Annotated in this window: 20 protein-coding genes; 2 read left to right on the plus strand and 18 right to left on the minus strand. The window is 34.8% G+C overall.

Features of this window, described 5'->3' with window-relative positions; all coding sequences use genetic code 11:
* Positions 1 to 10: 10 nt before the first annotated feature.
* Positions 11 to 580, minus strand: coding sequence for a hypothetical protein (locus tag KKC17_04135; GenBank protein ID MBU1039380.1), 570 nt, complete (start codon positions 578 to 580; stop codon positions 11 to 13).
* 64 nt (positions 581 to 644) lie between these two features.
* Between KKC17_04135 and miaA the strand changes: the two genes are divergently transcribed.
* A complete protein-coding gene (miaA, locus tag KKC17_04140) occupies positions 645 to 1,607 on the plus strand; it encodes a tRNA (adenosine(37)-N6)-dimethylallyltransferase MiaA (GenBank protein ID MBU1039381.1) in 963 nt (320 codons plus the stop codon).
* A gap of 2 nt (positions 1,608 to 1,609) precedes the next feature.
* Here the strand turns inward: miaA and gatB are convergent, their stop codons facing one another.
* The 6 genes from gatB to KKC17_04170 all read right to left on the minus strand — a co-directional run bounded on the left by gatB (position 1,610) and on the right by KKC17_04170 (position 6,236).
* On the minus strand, positions 1,610 to 3,064 hold the full coding sequence (gene gatB / locus KKC17_04145; protein MBU1039382.1) for an Asp-tRNA(Asn)/Glu-tRNA(Gln) amidotransferase subunit GatB: 1,455 nt from the start codon (positions 3,062 to 3,064) through the stop codon (positions 1,610 to 1,612).
* Between the two features lie 43 nt (positions 3,065 to 3,107).
* Entirely contained in the window at positions 3,108 to 3,509 is a 402-nt protein-coding gene (locus tag KKC17_04150; protein ID MBU1039383.1) for a hypothetical protein, read from the minus strand.
* 20 nt (positions 3,510 to 3,529) lie between these two features.
* Positions 3,530 to 4,201, minus strand: a complete 672-nt coding sequence (tmk, locus tag KKC17_04155) for a dTMP kinase (protein ID MBU1039384.1) — start codon at positions 4,199 to 4,201, stop codon at positions 3,530 to 3,532.
* A gap of 85 nt (positions 4,202 to 4,286) precedes the next feature.
* The gene (locus KKC17_04160; protein ID MBU1039385.1) at positions 4,287 to 4,706 is read right to left on the minus strand and encodes a hypothetical protein; all 420 of its coding nucleotides are present in this window, start codon (positions 4,704 to 4,706) and stop codon (positions 4,287 to 4,289) included.
* A 115-nt stretch (positions 4,707 to 4,821) separates the two neighbouring features.
* A complete protein-coding gene (locus KKC17_04165; protein ID MBU1039386.1) occupies positions 4,822 to 5,355 on the minus strand; it encodes a dihydrofolate reductase in 534 nt (177 codons plus the stop codon).
* A 62-nt stretch (positions 5,356 to 5,417) separates the two neighbouring features.
* Positions 5,418 to 6,236 (minus strand): thymidylate synthase, encoded by an 819-nt coding sequence (locus KKC17_04170; protein ID MBU1039387.1) that lies wholly within the window; start codon positions 6,234 to 6,236, stop codon positions 5,418 to 5,420.
* Positions 6,237 to 6,398: 162 nt separating this feature from the next.
* Between KKC17_04170 and KKC17_04175 the strand changes: the two genes are divergently transcribed.
* Complete coding sequence (locus KKC17_04175) at positions 6,399 to 7,067, plus strand: hypothetical protein (GenBank protein MBU1039388.1); 669 nt, start codon at positions 6,399 to 6,401, stop codon at positions 7,065 to 7,067.
* A gap of 38 nt (positions 7,068 to 7,105) precedes the next feature.
* On the opposite strand, the gene dut is transcribed toward KKC17_04175, so the two are convergent.
* The 11 genes from dut to pheS all read right to left on the minus strand — a co-directional run bounded on the left by dut (position 7,106) and on the right by pheS (position 21,758).
* A complete protein-coding gene (gene dut / locus KKC17_04180; protein ID MBU1039389.1) occupies positions 7,106 to 7,531 on the minus strand; it encodes a dUTP diphosphatase in 426 nt (141 codons plus the stop codon).
* Between the two features lie 48 nt (positions 7,532 to 7,579).
* Complete coding sequence (locus KKC17_04185; protein MBU1039390.1) at positions 7,580 to 8,158, minus strand: hypothetical protein; 579 nt, start codon at positions 8,156 to 8,158, stop codon at positions 7,580 to 7,582.
* A gap of 60 nt (positions 8,159 to 8,218) precedes the next feature.
* Positions 8,219 to 8,776: a dCTP deaminase gene (locus KKC17_04190; GenBank protein ID MBU1039391.1), complete on the minus strand. Its 558-nt coding sequence runs from the start codon at positions 8,774 to 8,776 to the stop codon at positions 8,219 to 8,221.
* Between the two features lie 89 nt (positions 8,777 to 8,865).
* Positions 8,866 to 9,585: a 50S ribosomal protein L1 gene (gene rplA, locus KKC17_04195; protein ID MBU1039392.1), complete on the minus strand. Its 720-nt coding sequence runs from the start codon at positions 9,583 to 9,585 to the stop codon at positions 8,866 to 8,868.
* Positions 9,586 to 9,653: 68 nt separating this feature from the next.
* A complete protein-coding gene (rplK, locus tag KKC17_04200; protein ID MBU1039393.1) occupies positions 9,654 to 10,082 on the minus strand; it encodes a 50S ribosomal protein L11 in 429 nt (142 codons plus the stop codon).
* A 66-nt stretch (positions 10,083 to 10,148) separates the two neighbouring features.
* Entirely contained in the window at positions 10,149 to 10,694 is a 546-nt protein-coding gene (nusG, locus tag KKC17_04205) for a transcription termination/antitermination protein NusG (GenBank protein ID MBU1039394.1), read from the minus strand.
* An 11-nt stretch (positions 10,695 to 10,705) separates the two neighbouring features.
* Positions 10,706 to 10,894 carry a preprotein translocase subunit SecE gene (secE, locus tag KKC17_04210; GenBank protein ID MBU1039395.1) on the minus strand — a complete coding sequence of 63 codons (189 nt, stop codon included), beginning with the start codon at positions 10,892 to 10,894 and terminating at the stop codon, positions 10,706 to 10,708.
* A gap of 137 nt (positions 10,895 to 11,031) precedes the next feature.
* Positions 11,032 to 16,281, minus strand: coding sequence for a hypothetical protein (locus KKC17_04215; protein MBU1039396.1), 5,250 nt, complete (start codon positions 16,279 to 16,281; stop codon positions 11,032 to 11,034).
* Between the two features lie 3 nt (positions 16,282 to 16,284).
* Positions 16,285 to 18,306: a DNA topoisomerase (ATP-hydrolyzing) subunit B gene (gyrB, locus tag KKC17_04220; protein ID MBU1039397.1), complete on the minus strand. Its 2,022-nt coding sequence runs from the start codon at positions 18,304 to 18,306 to the stop codon at positions 16,285 to 16,287.
* 26 nt (positions 18,307 to 18,332) lie between these two features.
* Positions 18,333 to 20,714, minus strand: a complete 2,382-nt coding sequence (gene pheT / locus KKC17_04225; protein ID MBU1039398.1) for a phenylalanine--tRNA ligase subunit beta — start codon at positions 20,712 to 20,714, stop codon at positions 18,333 to 18,335.
* Positions 20,715 to 20,729: 15 nt separating this feature from the next.
* Positions 20,730 to 21,758, minus strand: a complete 1,029-nt coding sequence (pheS, locus tag KKC17_04230) for a phenylalanine--tRNA ligase subunit alpha (GenBank protein ID MBU1039399.1) — start codon at positions 21,756 to 21,758, stop codon at positions 20,730 to 20,732.
* Positions 21,759 to 21,761 lie beyond the last annotated feature (3 nt).

The following is a 21,761-nucleotide window of genomic DNA, read 5'->3' on the forward strand; positions in this document are numbered from 1 at the left end:
AACCCTTTTTTTAAAAATTATATATACCAAAAGTAGTATAGAATATTTTTATTTCCGAACCAACAAATAAAGCTATAAACAGCCAATTATTAAATTTATACCACGGTCTATTGACTGTTAAAGCTACATAAGCTAAAACCGGAGTAGCAGCAAGAATAGGTAAGGCTGGTATAACTGACATAAAAAAGATAGCTATAGCACCCACACCAACCATCCAATTTACTAACCGGTTCTTTAATCTGTTAGCGGCCTTAATTGGCTTATGGTAAATAAAACTTAATCTGCCAAAAAAGGTGACTATTTGGATTACCTTTAAATTCTTTCTGGATAAACTTTTTGTATAGAAAATATTTTTTTTCCAGAAAAAAATCTTTAACAAACGCCAGGCGCGCTTAATTATTTTATGAACAACCAAAAAAACAAATCTTATAAAAAAAACATCTACTACCAACTTTAAAGCCATAATTATTAAGCTTATTATAGTTGCTTGTTGATAGTTAAAACCGTATTCAAATAATATATAAGGAACACTCTCGGTAAAAACTATTGGCAATATAAATTTAATAATATCTTCCAACATTATTGGCTCCCATAATTATTTTAAAGTATTGTTTTTTATTTTTATTAGCCTTACCTTATAGGTAATGATTAAAAAAGTCAACTTAGCCAAAAAGCCTTGGTTATTGGTTATTACCGGCCCGACGGCCAGTGGTAAAACCGATTTAGCTTTACTATTGGCCAAAAAATACCATGGTTGCATAATTTCGGCTGATTCCAGGCAAATTTATCAGCAAGCTCAAATTGGTACGAATCAACCAACGGGTCATTGGCAAAAAACAAACAAACAGTGGCGAAAAAACTTAGGGATTAAAAAAGTATATTCAGTAAATGGTATACCTCACTTTTTCATTGACGAACTTAAACCAAACAAAACTTATTCCGTGGTAAAATTCCAAAACCAAACCAACCAGCTTATCCATAAACTATCAACCAATAGTTATTTACCTATTATGGTAGGCGGCACTGGTTTATATCTTTCGGCCATTACCCAAGGCTATCTATTTCCCCAAGCCAAACCGAATAAAGCCTTACAAAAAAAACTAAACAAATTAAACCTAAAACAACTACTCATCCAGCTTAAAAAAGCTGACCCAAAAACTTACGCTATTATAGACAAACAAAATCCCCGACGCCTTGTTAGAGCTTTAGAGTACGTTTTAACCACTGGCCAATCCTTTAACAAAAATCAACAATCCGAATCCAGACCCAATACCTTAATTTTGGGAATAAACTTAAATAATTCTAAATTATCCAGCAAAATAAAAAAACGAACTAAGCAAATGCTCAGGCAAGGTTTAATAAAAGAAACAACTTTCCTGCTTAAAAATTATCCTAATTCCGTACTGCTTAAAACTATTGGCTATAAAGAAACGACTCAATTAATAAAACAACAAATCAATCTAAAAGAAACTAGCGACCTAATAAACTTACACACCAAACAGTACGCCAAACGACAAATGACTTGGTTTAAAAAAATGCCAGGCATTACCTGGATTACCAGCGCCAGACAAGCTAAAAAAATAATAACAAAAAACTTAAGCCTCTAAATTTATTTTAAAAATTCTCTTAAATTATTTTCCGCCTCCAAAGGATCAGCCTTGCCCTTAGCCTGCTTCATAACTGCACCCAGTAAAAATTTTATCACCGGATCCTTGCCGGCCTTAAACTGAGCTACTTGATCGGGATATTGACTAACAACCGTCTTTATTATTTCAATTAAACCGTCACTGGAAGACGATTGGGCTAAATCATTATCTTCCAAAATAGCTACGGGTGGTTTACCTGTTTCTACCATTGTTTTAAGCAATAGTTGGGCATTAGTGGAATTAACTTGCCGGCGGGATACCAAAAGCAAAAATTCTGTCATTTGGCTTAAGGAAAAAGGTAATTTATCTATAGTTAAACCAGCCGCTAACATAATTGGTGTTAACTTATGCAATATCCAATTAACTGCCAATTTAGCCGCTGCTTTTAATTCTCCTTCTAGTTCATTACTTAAAGATTTAACTACCCTTTGTACATAATCTCCTAATTCCTTATCATCTGTTAAAAGCTGAGCCTCGGCCAAAGCTAAACCATAATCGGTTTGCAAACGCCAACGACGATTAGCTGGCAATTCTGGCAAACTAACTTGCCAATTTTGTATTTCTTCTGGATTAATATTTAAGGGTGGTATATCTGGTTCAGGAAAATAACGATAATCATTAACCGCTTCCTTTTCCCTTTGTTCAACTGTTATTCCTTTTTTATCGTCCCAACCACGAGTAACTGTTTTAATTGGCGGATTATTGTGTTGCCATAAATCAGTTTGCCGATTAATTTCGTAAGCCAAGGCTTTTTCCACTGACTTAAAAGAATTCATATTCTTTATTTCTGTTTTGGTATAAAATTTATCTTCCCCTTTCGGTCTTAAAGATATATTAGCATCGCAACGCAAATGACCTTTTTCCATATCAGCATCAGAAACTTCCAAATAACGCAAAATAAGTCTAAGTTCCTGCAAAAAAACCCTAGCCTGTTCCGGAGTTTTAATATCTGGCTTGGTTACTATTTCCATTAAAGGTGTACCAGCCCGATTAAAATCCACTAAAGTTTTACCTTGTCCGTGTAAAAGCTTGGCCGTATCCTCTTCCAAATGAAGCCTTTCTATACCAATACGAATCGTTTCTTTAGCAACCACTATTTCTAAATAACCCTCGCTGGCTAAAGGCTCGTCATATTGAGATATTTGGTAGCCTTTAGGCAAATCGGGGTAAAAATAATTTTTTCTATCAAATTTAGAATGACTGTTAACTTTTAAATGCAAAGCTAAAGCCGCCTGACTAGCCATAGCTATAGCTACTTTATTAGGCACAGGCAAAGTGCCGGGATGTCCAGTGCAAATTGGACAAATAGTCGTATTGGGCGCTTGGTCCTCGCCAGTATTGTCGCAAGCGCAAAACATTTTAGATTTAGTTTTTAGCTGAACATGTATTTCCAGCCCGATAATCGGTTCCAGTTCCATATAAACAAATTATATCAGATTTTAAAAATAATAATACCAACCACTAAGAATAGAAACCTAAACTTATTGCTAAAGGATGAGCATCCACCACTACTGAAGAATAATGGCCAGAATGACAATAATCAACCAGTCTGGTTATAAACTTTTTTGCGAAACGATTATTGGGTATTAATTTTGAATTATTAACAAAATTAATTAAGGCTTGACCAATTTGATCTTTTAAAGAATCACTACCTAATTCAAAATAACTGTGATTCTTTTCATCAATCAATAATGATAGGTGGCTATAAAATTCAAAAAATAAATCTTCCTGCTCTTCCAAATTATTTACTTTAGAAAAATACCCAGTAATATAACGAGAAAATTCAGTGGGCGAAGTAGCCAATACTTTAATTAATACCGTTATCGTATCAATCATTCTTTGGTTAATTTTTAAATTATTCACTTTGTTCCTCCTTGAAATTTTTATTTTATTATTTTTTGAAGATTATTGTTTATTTTTTGTGGTTCTAATAATTTACCTCCTTCCTGACATTTTATAACTTTTAACTTATATAACTTAACCAACTCTAAATAAGCCTTCTCCGCCGCTTGCAAATGATTCAAATCATTCTCGTGTATATCTCGCTTTTTGCCAGACTTTATATAAGACCGTTTGGTTTTTTTATCCACTAATTGCTGAGCTAATTTAGCTGAAACATGGAGTAAAAAAGTAATATCTGGTTCGGGTATATTTAACAGATTATATTCTAAATCAATTAGCCATTGCCAATACTTTTTTCTTTCTTTAATGTTTACTATTTTACCACCTTGATGAGCGGCATTACTAAAGACATAACGATTGGCTATAACTATCCGCCCCTGTTTTAACCAATTTCTTATTTGCTTAGTCGCCGCAAACCTATCCACTGCATAAAACAATGAGGCTTGATAGGGGCTCACCTGCCAGCTTTGGCCAAAATAACCATTCAAATATTGCTCCACTAACTTAGCCGACGGCTGACCATAACGAGGAAAACTGATTACTTGCACTTTTTTACCTTGCTTACGCAAAGCCTTAGACAACAAAGCAGTCTGCAAGGTTTTTCCCGAACCGTCTGTTCCCTCTATTACTATAAATAGCCCCTTTTTAATCATAGTTTAAAAGTTAACTATACATATCCTAACCCAACTAAACAAAAAAATAAAGCTGATTACCCTTTTTAAGATAATCAGCTTATGTTTAAACAAAAATTTTTTTTAATACTTCTATTTTATCAGGATTTATCCCCCATTTTATAATTATTAAATCTGTTTTTTTAAATTCCAGATTCTTTTTTACTTCCAATAAGGCTTTTTTATTCATAAAATCATTATTAATGATCACTAAATCATACCTTCTGAAATTATCTAAAGTTGATAATATATCCTCCAAATCATGAATAAAACTCCAATGATCTGCCTCCCATATTTTATTCAGATTAGAAATAAAATCTTTACTAAGTAGCCGGCTGGTAATATGTTCTTTTATTAATTTGATTAGGCTTCTGTTCCTAATATCAAAAACAATCACATTATTGATATCATATTTACCAACCTCTATAAAAATATCTTCAATTTCTTTTAAAGAAATTATTTTCTCAGTAAAAAACGGGTAAACCATTTTATCTCCATTTTTAAAGTTAATGTTTTATTTTTATTTTCAATCTATAATAACATAAAAATATTAACTCGTCAACAAGTTAAGTAAATATCTTCTTAGTTAAAACTACGTAAGGTTATTCTACTATTTTAACGTATTCAAAAAAACGATAGCTAATATCCTTTTCCTTCTGTTCTGGCGAAACTACGGCTTCCACAAAAACAGATTCATCCACGCTTGGAAAAAATACATCGCAATCAAATTCTTTGTCTATTCTGGTTAAATAAATCCTGGTACAAGCCGGCTGCTTAATGGCCATAGCATAAACACTAGCCCCACCAATAACAAATATTTCCCCTATATCATCCCGAGCCACTAACTGTTCTAAAGCTTCGTCAAACGAAGTGGCCAAAATTACCCCGGCTGGCAAAATAAAATCCTGATGATGATTTAACACCACATTAAGCCTATCCGGCAAAGGCCTAAATTGTTCTGGTAAAGAAAGCCAAGTAACACTACCCATTATAACAGCATTCTGCTTGCCCAAGGCCACAGAACGCGTTGTAATGGCCTTAAAATGCTCTAGGTCGCCTTTTAAACGCCAAACTAATGTGCCAGCCTTACCGAGGCCATTATTTTTATCTACAGCCGCTATAATTGAAAATTCCATAATTTAACTACTTTTTAGACCTCCTCACCTATTCATGCAAACGGAGGGAATAACTTTAAAAATTAAACAGCTACTTCAAATTTTATAAAAGGATGATGCTTATAATTTTCTAAAATAAAATCTTCTACTTTTAATTCAACTAAAGGTTTTTTAGCAACAATTAATTTAGGTAAAGAATAAGGTTGTCTGTTTAACTGCTCTTTTACCCCAACTAAATGATTAAGATAAATATGCGTATCACCATGAGTATGCGTAAAAATCCCTGGCGTTAAATTACACTCCTGAGCCACGATAGTTAACAGAGTGGCATAACTGGCAATATTATAAGGCACACCCAAAGCCATATCGCAGCTTCTTTGATAAAGCTGCATATCCAGTCTGTTATTTACCACATAAAATTGAAACAAAACATGGCAGGGTAAAAGGGCCATTTTGGGTAAATCCGCCACATTCCAGGCGCTTACTATTAACCTACGGGAATCAGGTTTATTTTTTATTTCTTCAATAACCCAATTTATTTGATCTACGTAACTTTTTTGGTAAGACTTGGCAGATTCATCCCAAGTGAATTTTTCCCATCTGCGCCACTGATAACCATAAATCGGACCCAAATTTCCTTGTTCATCAGCCCAAGCATCCCAAATAGGCGTATGGTCGGTTAAATTATCATCGTGGATATTAGTAGCACCATGCAAAAACCATAAAAGTTCTCTAACTATACTTTCATACTTAACCTTTTTAGTGGTTACCAAAGGAAAACCTTGGCGTAAATCATACTTACGCTGAGCGCCAAATAAAGAAATAGTGCCCGTACCAGTACGATCGGTCTTAGTTTCGCCTTTGTCTAAAACTTCCTGCAGTAAACTTAGATATTGTTGCATTTGATTATTTTAGCCCTAACTAGCCAATTGGCAGATAGGATAACAATAAAAAATAATAACTTTTATTCTTTTATTAATTATACCTTATAGCTTGACTGAGTGACAATTCAAGGTTAAGGTAGAGGCAAATAAACAAAATGTCCATTAAAAATGGAGTCAAAAATGAATAATTATAGAGACTATAATAATAAAACTTCTTTAGAGAAATGGTTAAATCTCCCTATAAAAAAATTAAAAACCGTATTAAGGTGGGGTGATTTTAAAAACCATAAACAAAGAGAAAATACTCTAGAACATACCGTAAAACAAACTCTCATAACAATCATAGCCATAATAATAGAGTATGGAGAAAAAGCCACCAAAGATCCTTTCTTCCTTCTGGTGGTCTCAGCCCTAATTCATGACTTTGGGGAAAGACCAAAAAGAAAAGCCAATAAAAAATTTGGCTATGACCAATCGGTAGAAGAAAAAAATAACGGTGATAAAGAAGCTATACAAAATACTGAAAAAAAAATTATGTATGCTTACTTAGATAGCTTACCGATTTCCAATCCAGAAATTAAAGACCTAATAATAGATTTCTTTATCGAAGCCTATGAACTTCAATATGAACAGACTGATTTGGGTAAATATTTCAACAGTCTAGAAAAATTGGGTTATATTACCCATGCTATTGACGAATGCTTAGAACAAAATACGGAATACAGTAAAGTCCTACGAGATCACTATGTTGATTTATCAGAATATTCTAAAAAATTCAAAAGCATTCATTTTCTTTTCTCAGAAAATAAAGACTTGATTGACTCTGCTATCGATTCAATAAACAAATAATTCTCAAGGCTTGCTCTTTTATAAAGGCAAGCCTTGATTTATTTCCCCGTACTACCCCAACTACCTTGACCGCGGGAAGTATCGTCTAAGTCCTCCACTTCTTCCACTTCTACGGATAAAACCGGTTGAATTAATATTTGCATAACTTTTTCACCAGCCTTAAAAGTATAATCCTGATTGCTGGTATTAAATACGACTAATTTAAGTTCCCCGCGAAAACCACTGTCTATAACCCCGGCCATAACCTTTAAACCAGCTTTGGCCGCTAAGCCAGATTTATCCCAACACAAACCCACATAGCCTTCCGGTATAACCATAGCAATACCGGTACGAATATCAGTTAAACGTTGGCCTGCTGGAACCACATAGTCCTCTAAAGCAAACAAATCTAAACCAGCATCATAAGGATGCACATAAGAAGGCACTTTAGCTCTTGCATCCAACTTTTTGACTAATAATTTCATAATAACTAAATCAAAAATTAAATAGGCCCTACACTGACTTTATAAAACTTACTTCTTTAAATTCTTTTTGCCCATTATCTTTTCATCTATTTGTCGGTACAAACCAATTAAATCCTTATCATTAACTAACTTAACATCAGCTTTTTTACCTAAACGACGAATAAATAATTCTGTTGGTAATTTTTCTTCCCGTTTAAAATCGGCCAAACTAAATTTACTTTCCCCTACTTTTTCACTTCTTGATTTAGCCCGCTTAAATCTAACCTCTACCGGAGCGGTTAAATAAATTAACTTAAAACCGGCCAAAGACTTTAAAATTTCATATTCAATAGGGTGTCTTAAACCATCAATAACCACTCGAGCATCTTTTTTTAATTGCAATTTATTCTTAATGGCTTGAGCCAAAACCCCACCACCAAATCTTTCTCGTAAAGCGCCCACTAAATTAGCTTCGTTCAGTCTAGTTACGGGCAAATCCAATGTTCTTAAAATATCCACCAATAATTTGGAAAAACGATAACCTTTAAAACCATATTTTTTAATTAAATAACGAGCCGACATTTCCTTACCAGCCAATTTTTCTCCGACAAAAACCAGTATTATTCTTTTATTTGATTCTTTTTTCATTTGGTACTTATAAAAAATCCGTTGCTTAGGGCTTTAACCCCTAGCAACGGATTTGGCAATTTAAGATTTAAAATTTTCGTGAATCTTACTAGCCTGCGGATCAGACGCTCCATAATACTTATGTGAAGAATCATAAGGATTTTCCGCTGGCGAAGACATGGGCATAAAAGCCACCTGGGCTATGGCCATATTGGCGTATAATTTAACCGGTAAGTTACCAATATTATGAAGCTCTAAAGTCGGCTTTAAAGAATTACCTGGATCGATAAATCCGGCTGTGGCATGCACAATAATGCCAATGCGGCCTAAGCTAGATTTACCTTCCAAGCGAGCTACCATATCGTTTCCTAAAGTAATTTTTTCTACCGTAACACCCAAAGCAAATTCACCGGGATGTATTATAAAAGGTTTATCGTCACTAATTATTATTTCCTCCATTAAATCGGCAATCGGCTCCTTAACATCTATAAAAGCATGTGAGGTGTGCCGAAAAATTAAAAATTTTTTATCCAAATGCAAATCTACCGAAGCTGGTTGCACCGAACCTTCTAACAAAGGATCAATGCCGATTTTTTTATCCTGTAAATACTTCTTAATGTCACGATCGGATAATATCATAAGCTAATAAATAATTAATAGTCTTGATTTTAATCTAAATTATTTAAATTTACCCACTCACCAACCTTGGCTTTTATCTTAAAATAGACCTAAACAGAACTCACCTTAATAGCCGGTCCCATAGAAGTACACAAAGTAAAACTACGAATATAAGTACCTTTAGTGGCCGCTGGCTTGGCGCGCTTAATCGCCTCCAATAAGGTACTAATATTATCTGCTAATTTAGTAGCATCAAAAGAAAGTTTTCCAACCATTTGGTGCAAATTACCAGTACTGTCTAACTTAAAATTTATTTTACCTTTGCTTAATTCTTTAACCGCCTGAACAACATCTGGCGTAATAGTTTCGGTTTTAGGGTTAGGCATTAAGCCTTTTTGTCCTAGAATTTTAGCAATCGGAGCTAACTGACGCATAATATCTGGCGTGGCCACAGCAATATCAAAATCACAACGGCCAGTAGTTTGAATTTCCTTAATCAACTCTTCACCACCCACCAAAACTGCGCCGGCTTCTTTAGCGGCTTTGACTTTATCTTCAGAACAAAAAACTGCCACGCGTTTTTGTTTGCCTAAACCATGAGGCAAAACAGCTGAACCGCGCACCTGTTGATTAGCTTGTTTTACATCCACACCCAAACCAAAATGAGCTTCTATGGAAGCGTCAAACTTGGTAGCTGGCATTTTTTTAAGCAAATCTATAGCTTCTGTTAAACTATAAATTTTACTCTTGTCTATTAACTGACTGGCGGCAGCATAACGCCTACCACCTTTATTCTTGGCCTTTATACCGACCGATTGTTCTTTGGTCATAAGACTGTCCTTGACGTGGTACAAACCCTCTGCCTTAAGCCGAGGTCCCACATATTAATAAATAAATTTTAATCCTCTACTGTAACACCCATTTGCCGAGCCGTACCTTCAATAATCTTCATAGCACCCTCTAAATTATTGGCATTTAAATCTGGCATTTTTTTCTCGGCTATTTCCTTAACCTGTTTCTTGGTTATTTTACCTACCTTAGTCTGCAAGGGTTTACCAGAACCCTTTTCTATGCCAGCTGCTTTTTTAATAAGTTCAGCGGCCGGCGGTGTTTTGAGTATAAAAGTATAAGTTCTATCTTCAAAAACCGTTATTTCTACTGGAGTTATTTCGTTTCCTTTGTCTTTGGTAGCGGCATTAAACTTGGTACAAAACTCTTGAATATTAAGACCATGCTGACCCAAAGCTGGACCAACTGGCGGAGCTGGATTAGCTTTACCGGCTGGAATTTGTAATTTAATTACTGTCTTTATTTTCTTGCTAGCCATAAAATTAATGAATAGATAACTATCCGCCAAAGGCGGACCCGCCACTGGCGGGAAATTTAAAGTAAATTATAATTTCTGAATTTGCAAAAAATCCAATTCTACTGGAGTTTCTCGACCAAACATAGAAACTAAAGCCTTAACCTTACCGCGCGCCTCATCCACTTCAGAAACCTTGCCTTCAAAATCCTTAAAAGGACCATCGACAATTTTAACCGGCGTACCAGGCGTAACATCTATTTGATACTTGGGCTCTTCTATACCCATTCTTTTTTGTAAGGCCTTTATTTCGTCCTCGGCAATCGGCGTCGGCGTCGTGCCGGCACCAATAAATCCGGTAACATTGGGGGTATTACGAACCACATACCAAGAATCGTCCGTTACCTGCATTTCCACTAACACGTAACCAGGGAAAATTTTTTCTTCCACTATACGACGCTTGCCATTTTTAATACGAATTTTCTTTTCTGTAGGAATAAGCACGTTAAAAATCCTATCTCCCATATCCATTGATTCAATACGTTGCTTTAAATTACGAGAAACATTTTCCTCGTAACCGGAATAAGTATGCAGAGCATACCAACGCCTACCTACGCCACTTGTTTGCCTAGACATAAATTAAATCTTTAAAAACCTAACAATCTTTCCAAACCAAGATTCAAAAAGTAATCAATCGCACCTAAAAAAACCGCCACAGCTAAAGATATCCCAATAACCAGCAAAGTATGCTGGGTGGTTTCTTTTTTGGTTGGCCAGGCTACTTTTTTAAATTCCTGGTAAGAATTTTTTAGATAATCTGTCAATAAATTAGCCATAAAATATTCCTTTATTAGCTCCTAGCCTTAGGCTACAAGCTATTTTAGACTCTTTTAAAAGGCCCGTGTCAGGCCTTTTACAAAACGAATAATATCAACCTTTATTAAATATGTCAAACTGGAACTATTAAGTTAATCTAGCGAATAATTGATCCAGAAAACTTCCTTTCACCATGTTCCCTAGACGATCCATTACCAAACTCCACATAATTATCGCTAAACGAAGACTTGGGAATATCAGCTACCAAATCCTGAACTGATTCCGAAACCTTGATATCAGGCAAAACTGACTGCAAGCGTTTGTTTAACAGTGCTGCGTCTAAGCCTACACTTGACATAGCCTCCTGAGAAACCGACACAGATATTTTAGCTTCGGGTATTTCTTTTTTTATGGATTTATATTTTTTAACAATCGATATAATATTACTGATAAGAATATCCGGCGACTTAGAGCCATAAACTCTATCCATTACAAAAGACATTTCCTGGTTTCCCGCGGTGTCCTTGGTAGGTACAAAAAATACTATCTCATCAGAAATACTACCCTTATCTTTCTCGGTCTGGTTTATAATGAAAAATTTATTAGAGTCACCAAAAGCCAAATTAGTGTCATTGTTTATCTCCTTTCTTAGGCAACCCAAACATTGACGCATATTTTCTATTATCAAATTCAAATCCTTAGTTAAATGACTAACCACCATAGTATTAGTACTCTCCGAAAAAACAATTTTCTCAATATCAGCCAAACGTTTTTTCAACAACTCATGATTCTCTAAATGACTACTTTTCTTTATTTTGATAAAATATTCTTTTACTTTATCTAAAGTGATCTCTAAATCTTTCATTTTTTCTTTAATAGAAGAAAGATAATTATTAACTTCTTTTTTTTCTTCCAAACTTATCTTATTTTCATCCTTAACTACTAAATTTTCTAAATAAATAATATCTTTACCTAAAGCCAAAGCTCCCGATGTTTGGGTAAAACTTTCACCCAACCTATTAAATATCTCTATAATCTTTTGTGATGGCGTAAGTCTTTCCCCTAATTCATTGATATTTCTTTCTACTCCTTCTTCCTGCATTTTACTAATCATATTGGAAACTAAACTAAAAGGCTGTAACTTATCTTGCGTCTGCTTTATTTTTTCTTTAGTCCAACCACCTATCCCTAATATTTCCGCCAATCTCGCCTGCAAAGCTTTTTCCTTGTCATCAAGGGTTATATCTTTACCATCCAAACTACCATAGACTTTAGCTAAAACGGCCCCCACTTGCCTCCCTTCTATCTGCAATATCCTCATAATTTCCTTATCTAATTTATCTGGATAAATATCGGGGTCGGCCAATTCATCAATATTTCTTTTAATATTGCCTAATTTAATATCTACTGTTTCAATACTACCTACTATACTACTCATAACTTCTTCTTGTAATAATTGCTGAAACTCTTCAGCTTTATCCAAGCTAATACCAGCTACCTCCAAAGACAAAGAAGCTATCTTAGTTTTATTTTCTAAAATAGGTTTAACTAATTTTATTTGTTTATCCGAAAGGTATTCTTCTAATATAATAGCTTTATTCTCGCGAAAATCAGACCATTTACTGTTCAATTCCAAACCTAAAAATAAAGCTACCAAAGCTTCTTTAGTTTCATTACGGTTATTAATATTTCCTATATAACGGACACAATTATGAACAGATCTTATATGTTCTTTAGTAAAATTTTCCGGAACATTTATAATACCAAAACGTTCCTTAAAACTATTCTTAACAACTTCCACTAATCTTACTTTTTCTGCAGACAAACAATCAGCTTTTTCTTTTGGGCTATTTTTTAAATTATTTACTAACTCACGGATAGTCAATCTAACTCCAACCAAATCCTTAGCCTGATAACTTGGCTCGCCCTCATCATCTATTTTTTGCAAAATTATTAACTGCGCTTGGTATAAAGGCAAAAGTTCTGTTAAGACAATTTTCATTTCTTTAGCTGATAATTCAGCAAATAATGATTCAAAGGTTGTATATAAACTTGGTGCCGCCTCTATTATATCATGTGATAAATTATAAAATTCAGCCTTGTCATCTTGTGGCCATCTTTCCCGATTCATTCGATTTTCCTGATTTGTTAACAATTCTTTAATTTCCTTAATTGTTCGACTGGCTGTGGATTTACTCCTAGAAACAACATTAAATTGATAGACTAAATTTCCTAAAGACTCAACATATTTTAATGTCCCCGCCCCACCCATCTGATCTATAAAATTAGTGACTGCTAATAAATTTAAAGGCACTATTTTATTATCGCCCTTCAAAAATTCTATCCATTCTTTATGCATACTACCAAAAGCGGCATCTTTATAATCACTGTTAAATAAATTTAAAATCCTGGTTTTATTTTCCGAGGTCAGATTTAATTTATTTTCTTGCTCAGCTACGTCTATATAACTATACAAACCCGCCGGCCACTCATTATCTTGAAAATCAACTTTTTGCTGTCCTTCTAAACCAGGGATTTGCAAAACCTGCTCACATTTTTCCGGCGAATAATCTATCAAAATTTCGTATAATTCCTGAATTGAATAACTGTTGCCAAAATATTTTATGTGACTTTTTAATTTATTTATTATACCGGTTCGAATTTCTAACTCCTGCACCGAACACTCTTTTAAAGAATCATATATCCAAAGCCAATTATCCATTAAAATATCCTTATCTATCAGATTAATTATGTCTTTTATAACATTAATTTTTTCCGGATTATTGGCTACAGTTTTTAATATCTGATTATTTCTATATCCATCCCAAATACTTTTTAAATTATTAATAAATTCCACGGGTGTTTTAACTAAAACATCTTTTTCCTCTTGATCAGTTAATTTACCGTATAAAAAATCATATAAATCTGACGGCACCAATAAACCAGAATTGTCCGCCTGTCTTAACCCTGTAACCAATTTATTATATCCTCGGGTGTCTACCGCTTTATCTAACTGACCATTATTCAAAAATACTACTATTTTACTTTCTAAAATTTTTTGTTTTACTTCGTCAATATTTATATTTATATCTTTTGAATACTTATCCTTATCCAACAAAGAATCAAAAGCTTTTTCTCTAAACTCTAAAGATAATCCCTCAAATAAAGAACTTTTTTCTTTAAATAAACGATAAAGTTTATTAACATCACTGCTAGAATAAACATCTACCAAATTAACAAAATATTCATTTTCTATGTCTGGCCTCAACTGACCTGATATTTCAATCAAAGTTTCAATAGCATAAATACGTAAGTTAATCGACCTAGCAGTGTCTTTTAAAATCTCTTTATATTTATCTAAATTGCTATTTATAATCTCAATTGACTGTTGGTGGCCACTCCTTTTTATATCTCTTAATTTGGCCCAATTCTTACTTTCAAAAGCTTGTTCAATAATTTTTTCACTATGGTTATCTAAACAAATTTTATTTTCCCCAATTAAATTAAAATTGCTAACAAATTTATTTATATTATTATAACCATCGGCATAGTTTATATAATTACCCTCTTCAATTATTTTTGTTATAGAATTAATTACTTTATCTCTGGATAAACCAAAAATTTTTATAACCTCTTCAAAATAATTATCGGGTTTATTTTCATAATCATTAGATGATAACACCAAATCTACCAACATTTTTTCTATGGCCGTACAAACTTCTTTATCAGCTGTAATAAAAAACTTATGCGTTTCCGGATAATAATCATCTATAAACTTTTTAATGTCTTTGGCCTCTTTAAATGATCTTAACCTACTTTCATTACACAAAGCTTTTTTAACAGCCAAAGCTCTAGCCGACTTATCTTCAGGTAACCAATCAAGGCTGAATTTACTGTCCATATGTTCCAAATCATCCAAATCAGCTAATTCTATCTTTGATAAATACAACTTTTTCAATCTTTCTTGGGTTTCCGAATTATTATCATTAAATTTCTCAATATTAAAATTCTTTAAAATCCTTTCAATTACATACTTATGATAATTATAACCAAGCAATTCAATAACCCCTTTAACTAAAGCCTGCTTAAATTCTGCCTCGGTAAAACCAGCTTTAATTTTTAAATTATTTAAATTATCATAATTCACCCCGTTCTTATCCCTTAACAAAAATTCCACAGCTACTTCAACGACCTTTTTAATTATATTGTCTGGAACGCCAATTTTTTTTAAAACACCAAAAGTATCATCTACCTTAAAATCAAAAGATAAACTATAAGCAATACCGTTTATAAAATTCTCGGTCTGGCCATAATTATTTATAATATCTAACCAATCTTCTGGTTTAAGAATATCTTGCGATCTCTCAATACTGTAAAAAATATACTCGTCAGCGCTTTTATCTTTTATTCTATCAATAAGATATTCTTTTTCCCTTAACCGTCTTTTTTCTCTTAACTCCTTAAAATCAAATTGATTTTCTTTAAGGGAAAAATAATTCAACAATCTTTCATCTTTATAACCCTCATTATTAATATAAGAATCTTCAAACTTATTAACGGCAGCTATTTTGGCTTTGTCAGAAGATAAAAAATCGTCAATGAATTTATAATGCTTTCTTAATTTATCACAGTCTTCTTGATTACTTATTTTTTCTCTCACTAATTGATTTATAACAGATTGTTCGAATTCTTCTTCGGTAATATTAAAAATCTTCTTGTAATCCCCCAAAACATCTCGCTCATAATCATTATTTCCTCTAAACCAAAAAACATTATGCACTAATCCTTTTAAAGCCTTAGCTTTTATCTCTGGCAAATCAGCCTTGATACCAGAAGATTTAAAATCTCCAAAATTAATTTCTTCAATTGATTTTTCTCTACTTAAATTTTTTTCCCTATCCTCTTTTATATAACCATAATCATCTCTATTAATCCTGTCCTTATCATTAATAAGTTCGCCGTACTCAATCCTATGCAACCAATTACTCTGCTTAAAGTTATTAAATAAATCGCTTTTAAAAAAAGCGTCGTCTATATCATAATATTTTTTAAAATCTAAAAGAATGCCTTTATAACCACTAAGTCCATCTCCCGTCTTTAACATCCTTTCTACCTGTTTAACAACTAAATTCTTAACGTAATCTGATTTTATAACTTCTGGGGGAAATTTCTCAGCATAATCATTAATAGCATAAAGATTCGGGCGTAAAGAAGCTTTGTCTTCTTCGGTATAATTCAAATATTTAATGTATTTTCTAAGTTCTAACCTATCAGCTGGGGACAAATCAAAAGAATACAAGAAATCTTTTTCTTTCTTGCATTCTATATCTTTATTAAAATCTAGTTCCTCTTGTAAATCAGAAGGGTTATTTTTTATTGTTTCTTTACTAACCCCGTCCTTAAACATAAATTATATATCCAAATTCTTTACACTCTTAGCGTGGGTGTGAATAAAACGTTTTCGAGGGGCAACTTCAGCGCCCATTAGAATTTCAAATATCTCATCAGCCCGGGCAGCATCTTCAATAGTTACCTTTTTCATTAAACGTTGTACCGGATCCATGGTTGTGTCCCACAATTGCTGTGGGTTCATTTCACCCAAACCTTTGTAACGTTGCACGGCTATACCGCCAACCGAAGCTGTTTCTACGCCATCCTCAATATTTTCTTCAGTATCATCCTTAAGCACTGCTTTTTTAGCTGCTACCTTGCTAACTTTAGCTGTTTGCATTTCTTTAAGAGCCTTATCCAAAGCTTCTTCATTATAAACAAAACGAATATCCTTACCTTTTTGCACGCGATAAAGTGGCGGTTGAGCTATATAAATATAACCAGACGTAATAAGAGACTTAAAATGACGATAGAACAAAGTTAACAATAAAGTTCTAATATGAGCGCCGTCCACATCGGCGTCGGTCATTATAACAATTTTATGATAACGTAAATCCTCTATGTTAAATTGCTCGCCAACATTGGTGCCTAAAGCAATAATCAACGACTTAAGTTCATTGTTAGCTAAAATCTTTTCAAAGCGAGCGCGCTCCACGTTTAAAATTTTCCCCCTAAGTGGCAAAATAGCCTGGAACCTGCGATCGCGACCCTGTTTAGCACTACCACCGGCTGAATCACCCTCTACTATATAAAGTTCGCTTTCCGAAGCGTCTTTAGAAGAACAATCAGCCAGCTTACCCGGCAAAGTAAAACCTTCCAAAGCGCCTTTCCGTAAAACTGTATCCCTAGCCGCCCGGGCAGCCAAACGAGCTCTGGAAGCCAGCAAACACTTACCGATTATAGCTTCACCGTCGCGTGGGTTTTCTTCCAAAAAAATCGTCAAACTGTCAGCCACCACACTTTCCACCGCCGGCCTAATTTCCGCATTACCCAACTTGGCTTTAGTTTGGCCTTCAAACTGTGGGTCTTTAAGTTTAACGCTTATAACAGCCGTTAAGCCTTCACGCGTATCCTCGCCGGTTAAATTATCATCCTTTTCTTTTATGTAATTTTTAGCTCGAGCATAACTGTTAAGCGTCCGAGTTAAAGCTGTTTTAAAACCTATCAAATGCATACCACCTTCCACCGTATAAATATTATTGGCAAAAGTAAAAACTGTTTCTTTATAATCATCCACGTACTGGATAGCCGCTTCCACCTGAATGCCGTTAATTTCTTTGGTAACATAAAAAACATTATCATGTTTGGCATTACCCAAACGATTCAAATGCTTAACATAAGAAGCCACGCCACCTTCAAAGTAAAAAGTGTGCTCTTTAAAATCACTTTTTACTCGCTGGTCCTTAACTACTATTTTTACACCTTTGGTTAAATAAGCCTGCTGTCTTAAATGATCCAAAATATACTTCCAATCAAAATCCAAAACCGAAAAAATTTCCGGATCTGGTTCAAAAGTTATGGTCGTACCAGTACCACGAGCCGGGCCGACAGCCTTTACCTTAGTTTCTGGTTTACCTCTTTGATATTCTTGCATCCATAATTTGCCATCTCTTTTAACTTCAGCTTTAAGATGGGTTGATAAAGCATTAACTACTGAAACACCCACGCCGTGCAAACCACCAGAGACTTTATAACCTTCGCCGCCGAATTTACCACCGGCATGCAATTTGGTTAAAACTGTTTCCAAAGCCGAAACTTTAGTTGTTTTGTGAATATCTACCGGTATACCACGTCCATCGTCAAAAACCGCTACCCGCGAATTAGGCAGTAAAGTTATAACTACATTAGTGGCGTAACCAGCCATAGCCTCGTCGATACCGTTGTCCACCACTTCCCAAATTAAGTGATGCAAACCTTCTTTGGCGGTATTACCGATATACATACCCGGGCGTTTGCGCACCGGATCCAAACCTTCTAACACGGTTATTTGTTCCGCTCCATAAGCGGCACCTTTTTTCTTTTTATCTTCCTTTTTAGTCATAATAAATTATCTATCAAAAAATATAATTAAATATCAAATTTAGCTTTAAATTTTTCCTGCAGTAATTTAACAACCTTCTTTTCCACCATGTCTGCTTCGGTCGAAGTTAAGGTTTTAGCCTGACTACGCAAAACAAGTCGCAAAGTCAAAGCATTTTTAAGCTGATAATAACCAAGATAATCCACGCTTTCAATTAATTCATCAGCCTTAATAAGCAAATCATAAATTGTTTGCCAATTAATTTCTGTCGGATACTCTGCCACATTAAAAGTTATATCCCTATCTATAGCTGGATAGGCTGGAATTTTTTTATACAATACAGTTGCTGTCTCAGCCGGCAATAAATCTAAATCTATTTCACAAAAAGCCATTGTATAACCAGCTTTTTGAATTTTACCACCCTGAACCACTTTTTTATCTGCTAAAAGTACTTCGAATCCTTCCAATGAATCCATTTGTTTATTGGCCCATTTAACCAACTCACCTAATTCTACCAAATTAAATATTTTTTTAACTGCCCCTTTTAATTCTTCAAAAATATCTTTATAGGTCTGTTCTGTTGAGCTAATTAAACAAAGAACTAAATGATGGGATTGAATTTTTGTTATGTCATCTGTTTCTATAGTTTTATTAAAAACTCGACCCATCTCGTACATTTTTATTATTTTATTTTCACCCAATATTTTAAAATTATTAGTCACTTGGTCTAAAACCAACCCGACTAACATCTGTCTTAAATAAGGTTGTCCAGCATCTACAGGATTAACTAATTCCAACCTAGCTTCTTTAACAGCTCCTAATAAATCTTTTTCCCCCACAAACGAATAAGTCATTGTTTCGTGCCAACCTAACGAAGCTAACAAATCTCTTATTTTCCAGCGCAGTTCTTGTTTAGGATCTTTAGGCGGTGGAGTAATGGGAAACTTAGGTAAAATTTTAGGCAATTTACCATAGCCATAAATTCTAGCCACTTCTTCCACTAAATCTTCAGGAATCGTTATATCGCGCGTGGCCCTAAAACTGGGCGGCGTAACAATTAGTTGGTCCCCTTTATCTTCCACTTTAAATTCCAAACGGCTTAAAATTCCTATAACTTCTGGTTTGCCAATATCGGCTCCTAACCTACGCCACAGCCATGGTAAAGATAATTCAATTGGTTTTATTTTTATGGGTTTAGGATATTCATCCACCACCCGACTTACCACCTTGGCGCTCGGTATTATTTCCATAATCAATTTAACCACTCGGCGCAAAGCTATTTCAGATAATTCTGGATCCAAAGATTTTTCAAATCTAACCGAAGCCTCGGTCCTAAGGCCTAGTTTAGCCGAAGTTTGCCGAATATTTATAGGTTCAAAATTAGCGCTTTCTAAAACTATGGAAATGGTATTATTATCTACTTCACTATTATTGCTGCCCATTACACCGGCAATCGCTATAGCCTTTTTTTTATCAGCAATCACCAGCATATCTTCAGTTAATTTTCTCTCCACACCATCTAAAGTAATTATTGTTTCGCCTGACTTAGCCGGGCGCACTAAAATATCCGGACTGGCTAGTTTGGCTAAATCAAAAGCATGCAAAGGCTGCCCCAATTCCAATAAAACATAATTGGTAATATCCACAATATTATTTACAGACCGCACACCTAAACAAGTTAAAATTTGTTTAAGCCATTTGGGTGACGGACCGACTTTTAAACCAGACATTACCACGCCCAAATAACGCTTAGCTTTGGCTTTATCTTTAAGACTAACCCTTAAAGCTACTTCTTTAACTGTTGACTCTATTGCTGGCGGCTCGGGTAAATTAAAAGGCACCTGCCAAATAGCGCTAAGTTCTCTAGCTAAGCCAACATGCCCCCACAAATCCGGCCGATGGGTTAAAGATTTATTTTCTATATCTAAAATAACATCATCATAAGCCAAAGCTTCTGCTAGCGGCGTACCTGGTTTAGCTTCCAAATCTGTTAAATCCATAATACCCTGCTCCACTGCCTGATCATCGGGTAAAGCTAACTCCTCGGCCGCGCAGGCCATGCCTTGGCTAGTCTGACCCCGAATAACTGCTTCTTCCAATTTTATAAAATCGCCTTGGCCATGCCACTTTACCATGGCACCAGGTTTGGCTAAGGCCACTTTCATACCTTGACGCAAATTCACCCCGCCGCAAACTATAGTTACGGATTCTTTACCAATATCCACTTGAGCCATTTTTAATTTGTCTGCCTGAGGGTGGCTATAAACTTCCGTTACCTGCCCCACCACCACGTTTTGCAATCTTTGCGACTGATTAACCACCTCTTCTACTTCCACCACGCTCATAGTTAAAGCCTCCATTAATTCCTGATCGGATAATGGTTTGGGTGGTTGAACAAATTTTTGCAATAATTGCCAGGAAATTAACATGTTATAAAAACAAAATTAAAATTGTTTTAAAAATCTTAAATCACCGCTTAAAAATAATCTAATATCATCTATTTTATAACGCATCATAGCTAAACGAGATAAACCTAAACCAAAGGCCAAACCCGAATACTTTTTAGGATCAATACCGCCGGCCTTTAAAACATTAGGATGAACCAAACCACAAGGCAAAAGCTCTACCCAACCGCGCTGTTTACACACACTACAACCTTGCCCGGCACAAATAAAACATCTGATATCCAATTCAAAGCCGGGCTCCACAAAAGGAAAATAACCCGGCCTAAGCCGAACCTCTACCTGACGTTTAAAAATACCAGCCAATAATTCAGACATAACAGCCACTAAATTAGCAATGGAAATATCGGTATCTATAACCAAACCTTCCATTTGCCAAAAAGTATGCTCGTGCGAAGCATCAGTAGCTTCGTACCTAAAAACTCGCCCCGGCACCACGGCTCTAAGTGGTGCTCCGTATTCCTTCATGGCCCGAATTTGCACCGGCGAAGTATGTGTCCTTAATAACCAACGATTAACTGGCTGACCGCCTTTAACATAAAAAGTATCTTGGGTATCGCGCGCCGGATGCCAAGCAGGAATATTAAGTGCTTCAAAATTATGATATTCGTCTTCCAACTCCGGACCATCCAATACCCTAAAACCCATAGACCTAAAAATATCTTCCAAGTCCCTTTGCACCTGCATTAGTGGATGAATTGAACCTACTGGCAATTTTTTACCCGGCACAGTTACATCAATTGCTGATTTATCTAAAGATTCACCAGTTAAGCCCTGAAGTAATCCCTGATAAGCTGTTTGCAATTCATTTTTTATCTGATTAGCTAATTGACCTAAAACCGGCTTTTCTTTTTCTATAGTGTCTTGGAGTAATTTTAAAAGATGACTTAATTCACCCTTACGACCTAAATATTTTTGTCGCCAAACTTCCACCTCGGCCGAGGATTTTATTTTAGCCACTTCTTGAAGAGCAGTCTCTTTTAATAATAAAAAATTATCGCGTAAGGACACAAT

The sequence above is a fragment of the Patescibacteria group bacterium genome (genome assembly GCA_018817715.1).
Classification (GTDB): domain Bacteria; phylum Patescibacteriota; class Patescibacteriia; order Veblenbacterales; family UBA10138; genus JAHITT01.

Bases quoted from the DNA above. Each gene is read 5' to 3' on its own strand.
- KKC17_04135 (MBU1039380.1), bottom strand. From the start codon at position 580: ATGTTGGAAGATATTATTAAATTTATATTGCCAATAGTTTTTACCGAG.
- miaA (MBU1039381.1), top strand. From the start codon at position 645: ATGATTAAAAAAGTCAACTTAGCCAAAAAGCCTTGGTTATTGGTTATT.
- gatB (MBU1039382.1), bottom strand. From the start codon at position 3,064: ATGGAACTGGAACCGATTATCGGGCTGGAAATACATGTTCAGCTAAAA.
- tmk (MBU1039384.1), bottom strand. From the start codon at position 4,201: ATGATTAAAAAGGGGCTATTTATAGTAATAGAGGGAACAGACGGTTCG.
- KKC17_04160 (MBU1039385.1), bottom strand. From the start codon at position 4,706: ATGGTTTACCCGTTTTTTACTGAGAAAATAATTTCTTTAAAAGAAATT.
- KKC17_04165 (MBU1039386.1), bottom strand. From the start codon at position 5,355: ATGGAATTTTCAATTATAGCGGCTGTAGATAAAAATAATGGCCTCGGT.
- KKC17_04170 (MBU1039387.1), bottom strand. From the start codon at position 6,236: ATGCAACAATATCTAAGTTTACTGCAGGAAGTTTTAGACAAAGGCGAA.
- KKC17_04175 (MBU1039388.1), top strand. From the start codon at position 6,399: ATGAATAATTATAGAGACTATAATAATAAAACTTCTTTAGAGAAATGG.
- dut (MBU1039389.1), bottom strand. From the start codon at position 7,531: ATGAAATTATTAGTCAAAAAGTTGGATGCAAGAGCTAAAGTGCCTTCT.
- KKC17_04185 (MBU1039390.1), bottom strand. From the start codon at position 8,158: ATGAAAAAAGAATCAAATAAAAGAATAATACTGGTTTTTGTCGGAGAA.
- KKC17_04190 (MBU1039391.1), bottom strand. From the start codon at position 8,776: ATGATATTATCCGATCGTGACATTAAGAAGTATTTACAGGATAAAAAA.
- rplA (MBU1039392.1), bottom strand. From the start codon at position 9,585: ATGACCAAAGAACAATCGGTCGGTATAAAGGCCAAGAATAAAGGTGGT.
- rplK (MBU1039393.1), bottom strand. From the start codon at position 10,082: ATGGCTAGCAAGAAAATAAAGACAGTAATTAAATTACAAATTCCAGCC.
- nusG (MBU1039394.1), bottom strand. From the start codon at position 10,694: ATGTCTAGGCAAACAAGTGGCGTAGGTAGGCGTTGGTATGCTCTGCAT.
- secE (MBU1039395.1), bottom strand. From the start codon at position 10,894: ATGGCTAATTTATTGACAGATTATCTAAAAAATTCTTACCAGGAATTT.
- KKC17_04215 (MBU1039396.1), bottom strand. From the start codon at position 16,281: ATGTTTAAGGACGGGGTTAGTAAAGAAACAATAAAAAATAACCCTTCT.
- gyrB (MBU1039397.1), bottom strand. From the start codon at position 18,306: ATGACTAAAAAGGAAGATAAAAAGAAAAAAGGTGCCGCTTATGGAGCG.
- pheT (MBU1039398.1), bottom strand. From the start codon at position 20,714: ATGTTAATTTCCTGGCAATTATTGCAAAAATTTGTTCAACCACCCAAA.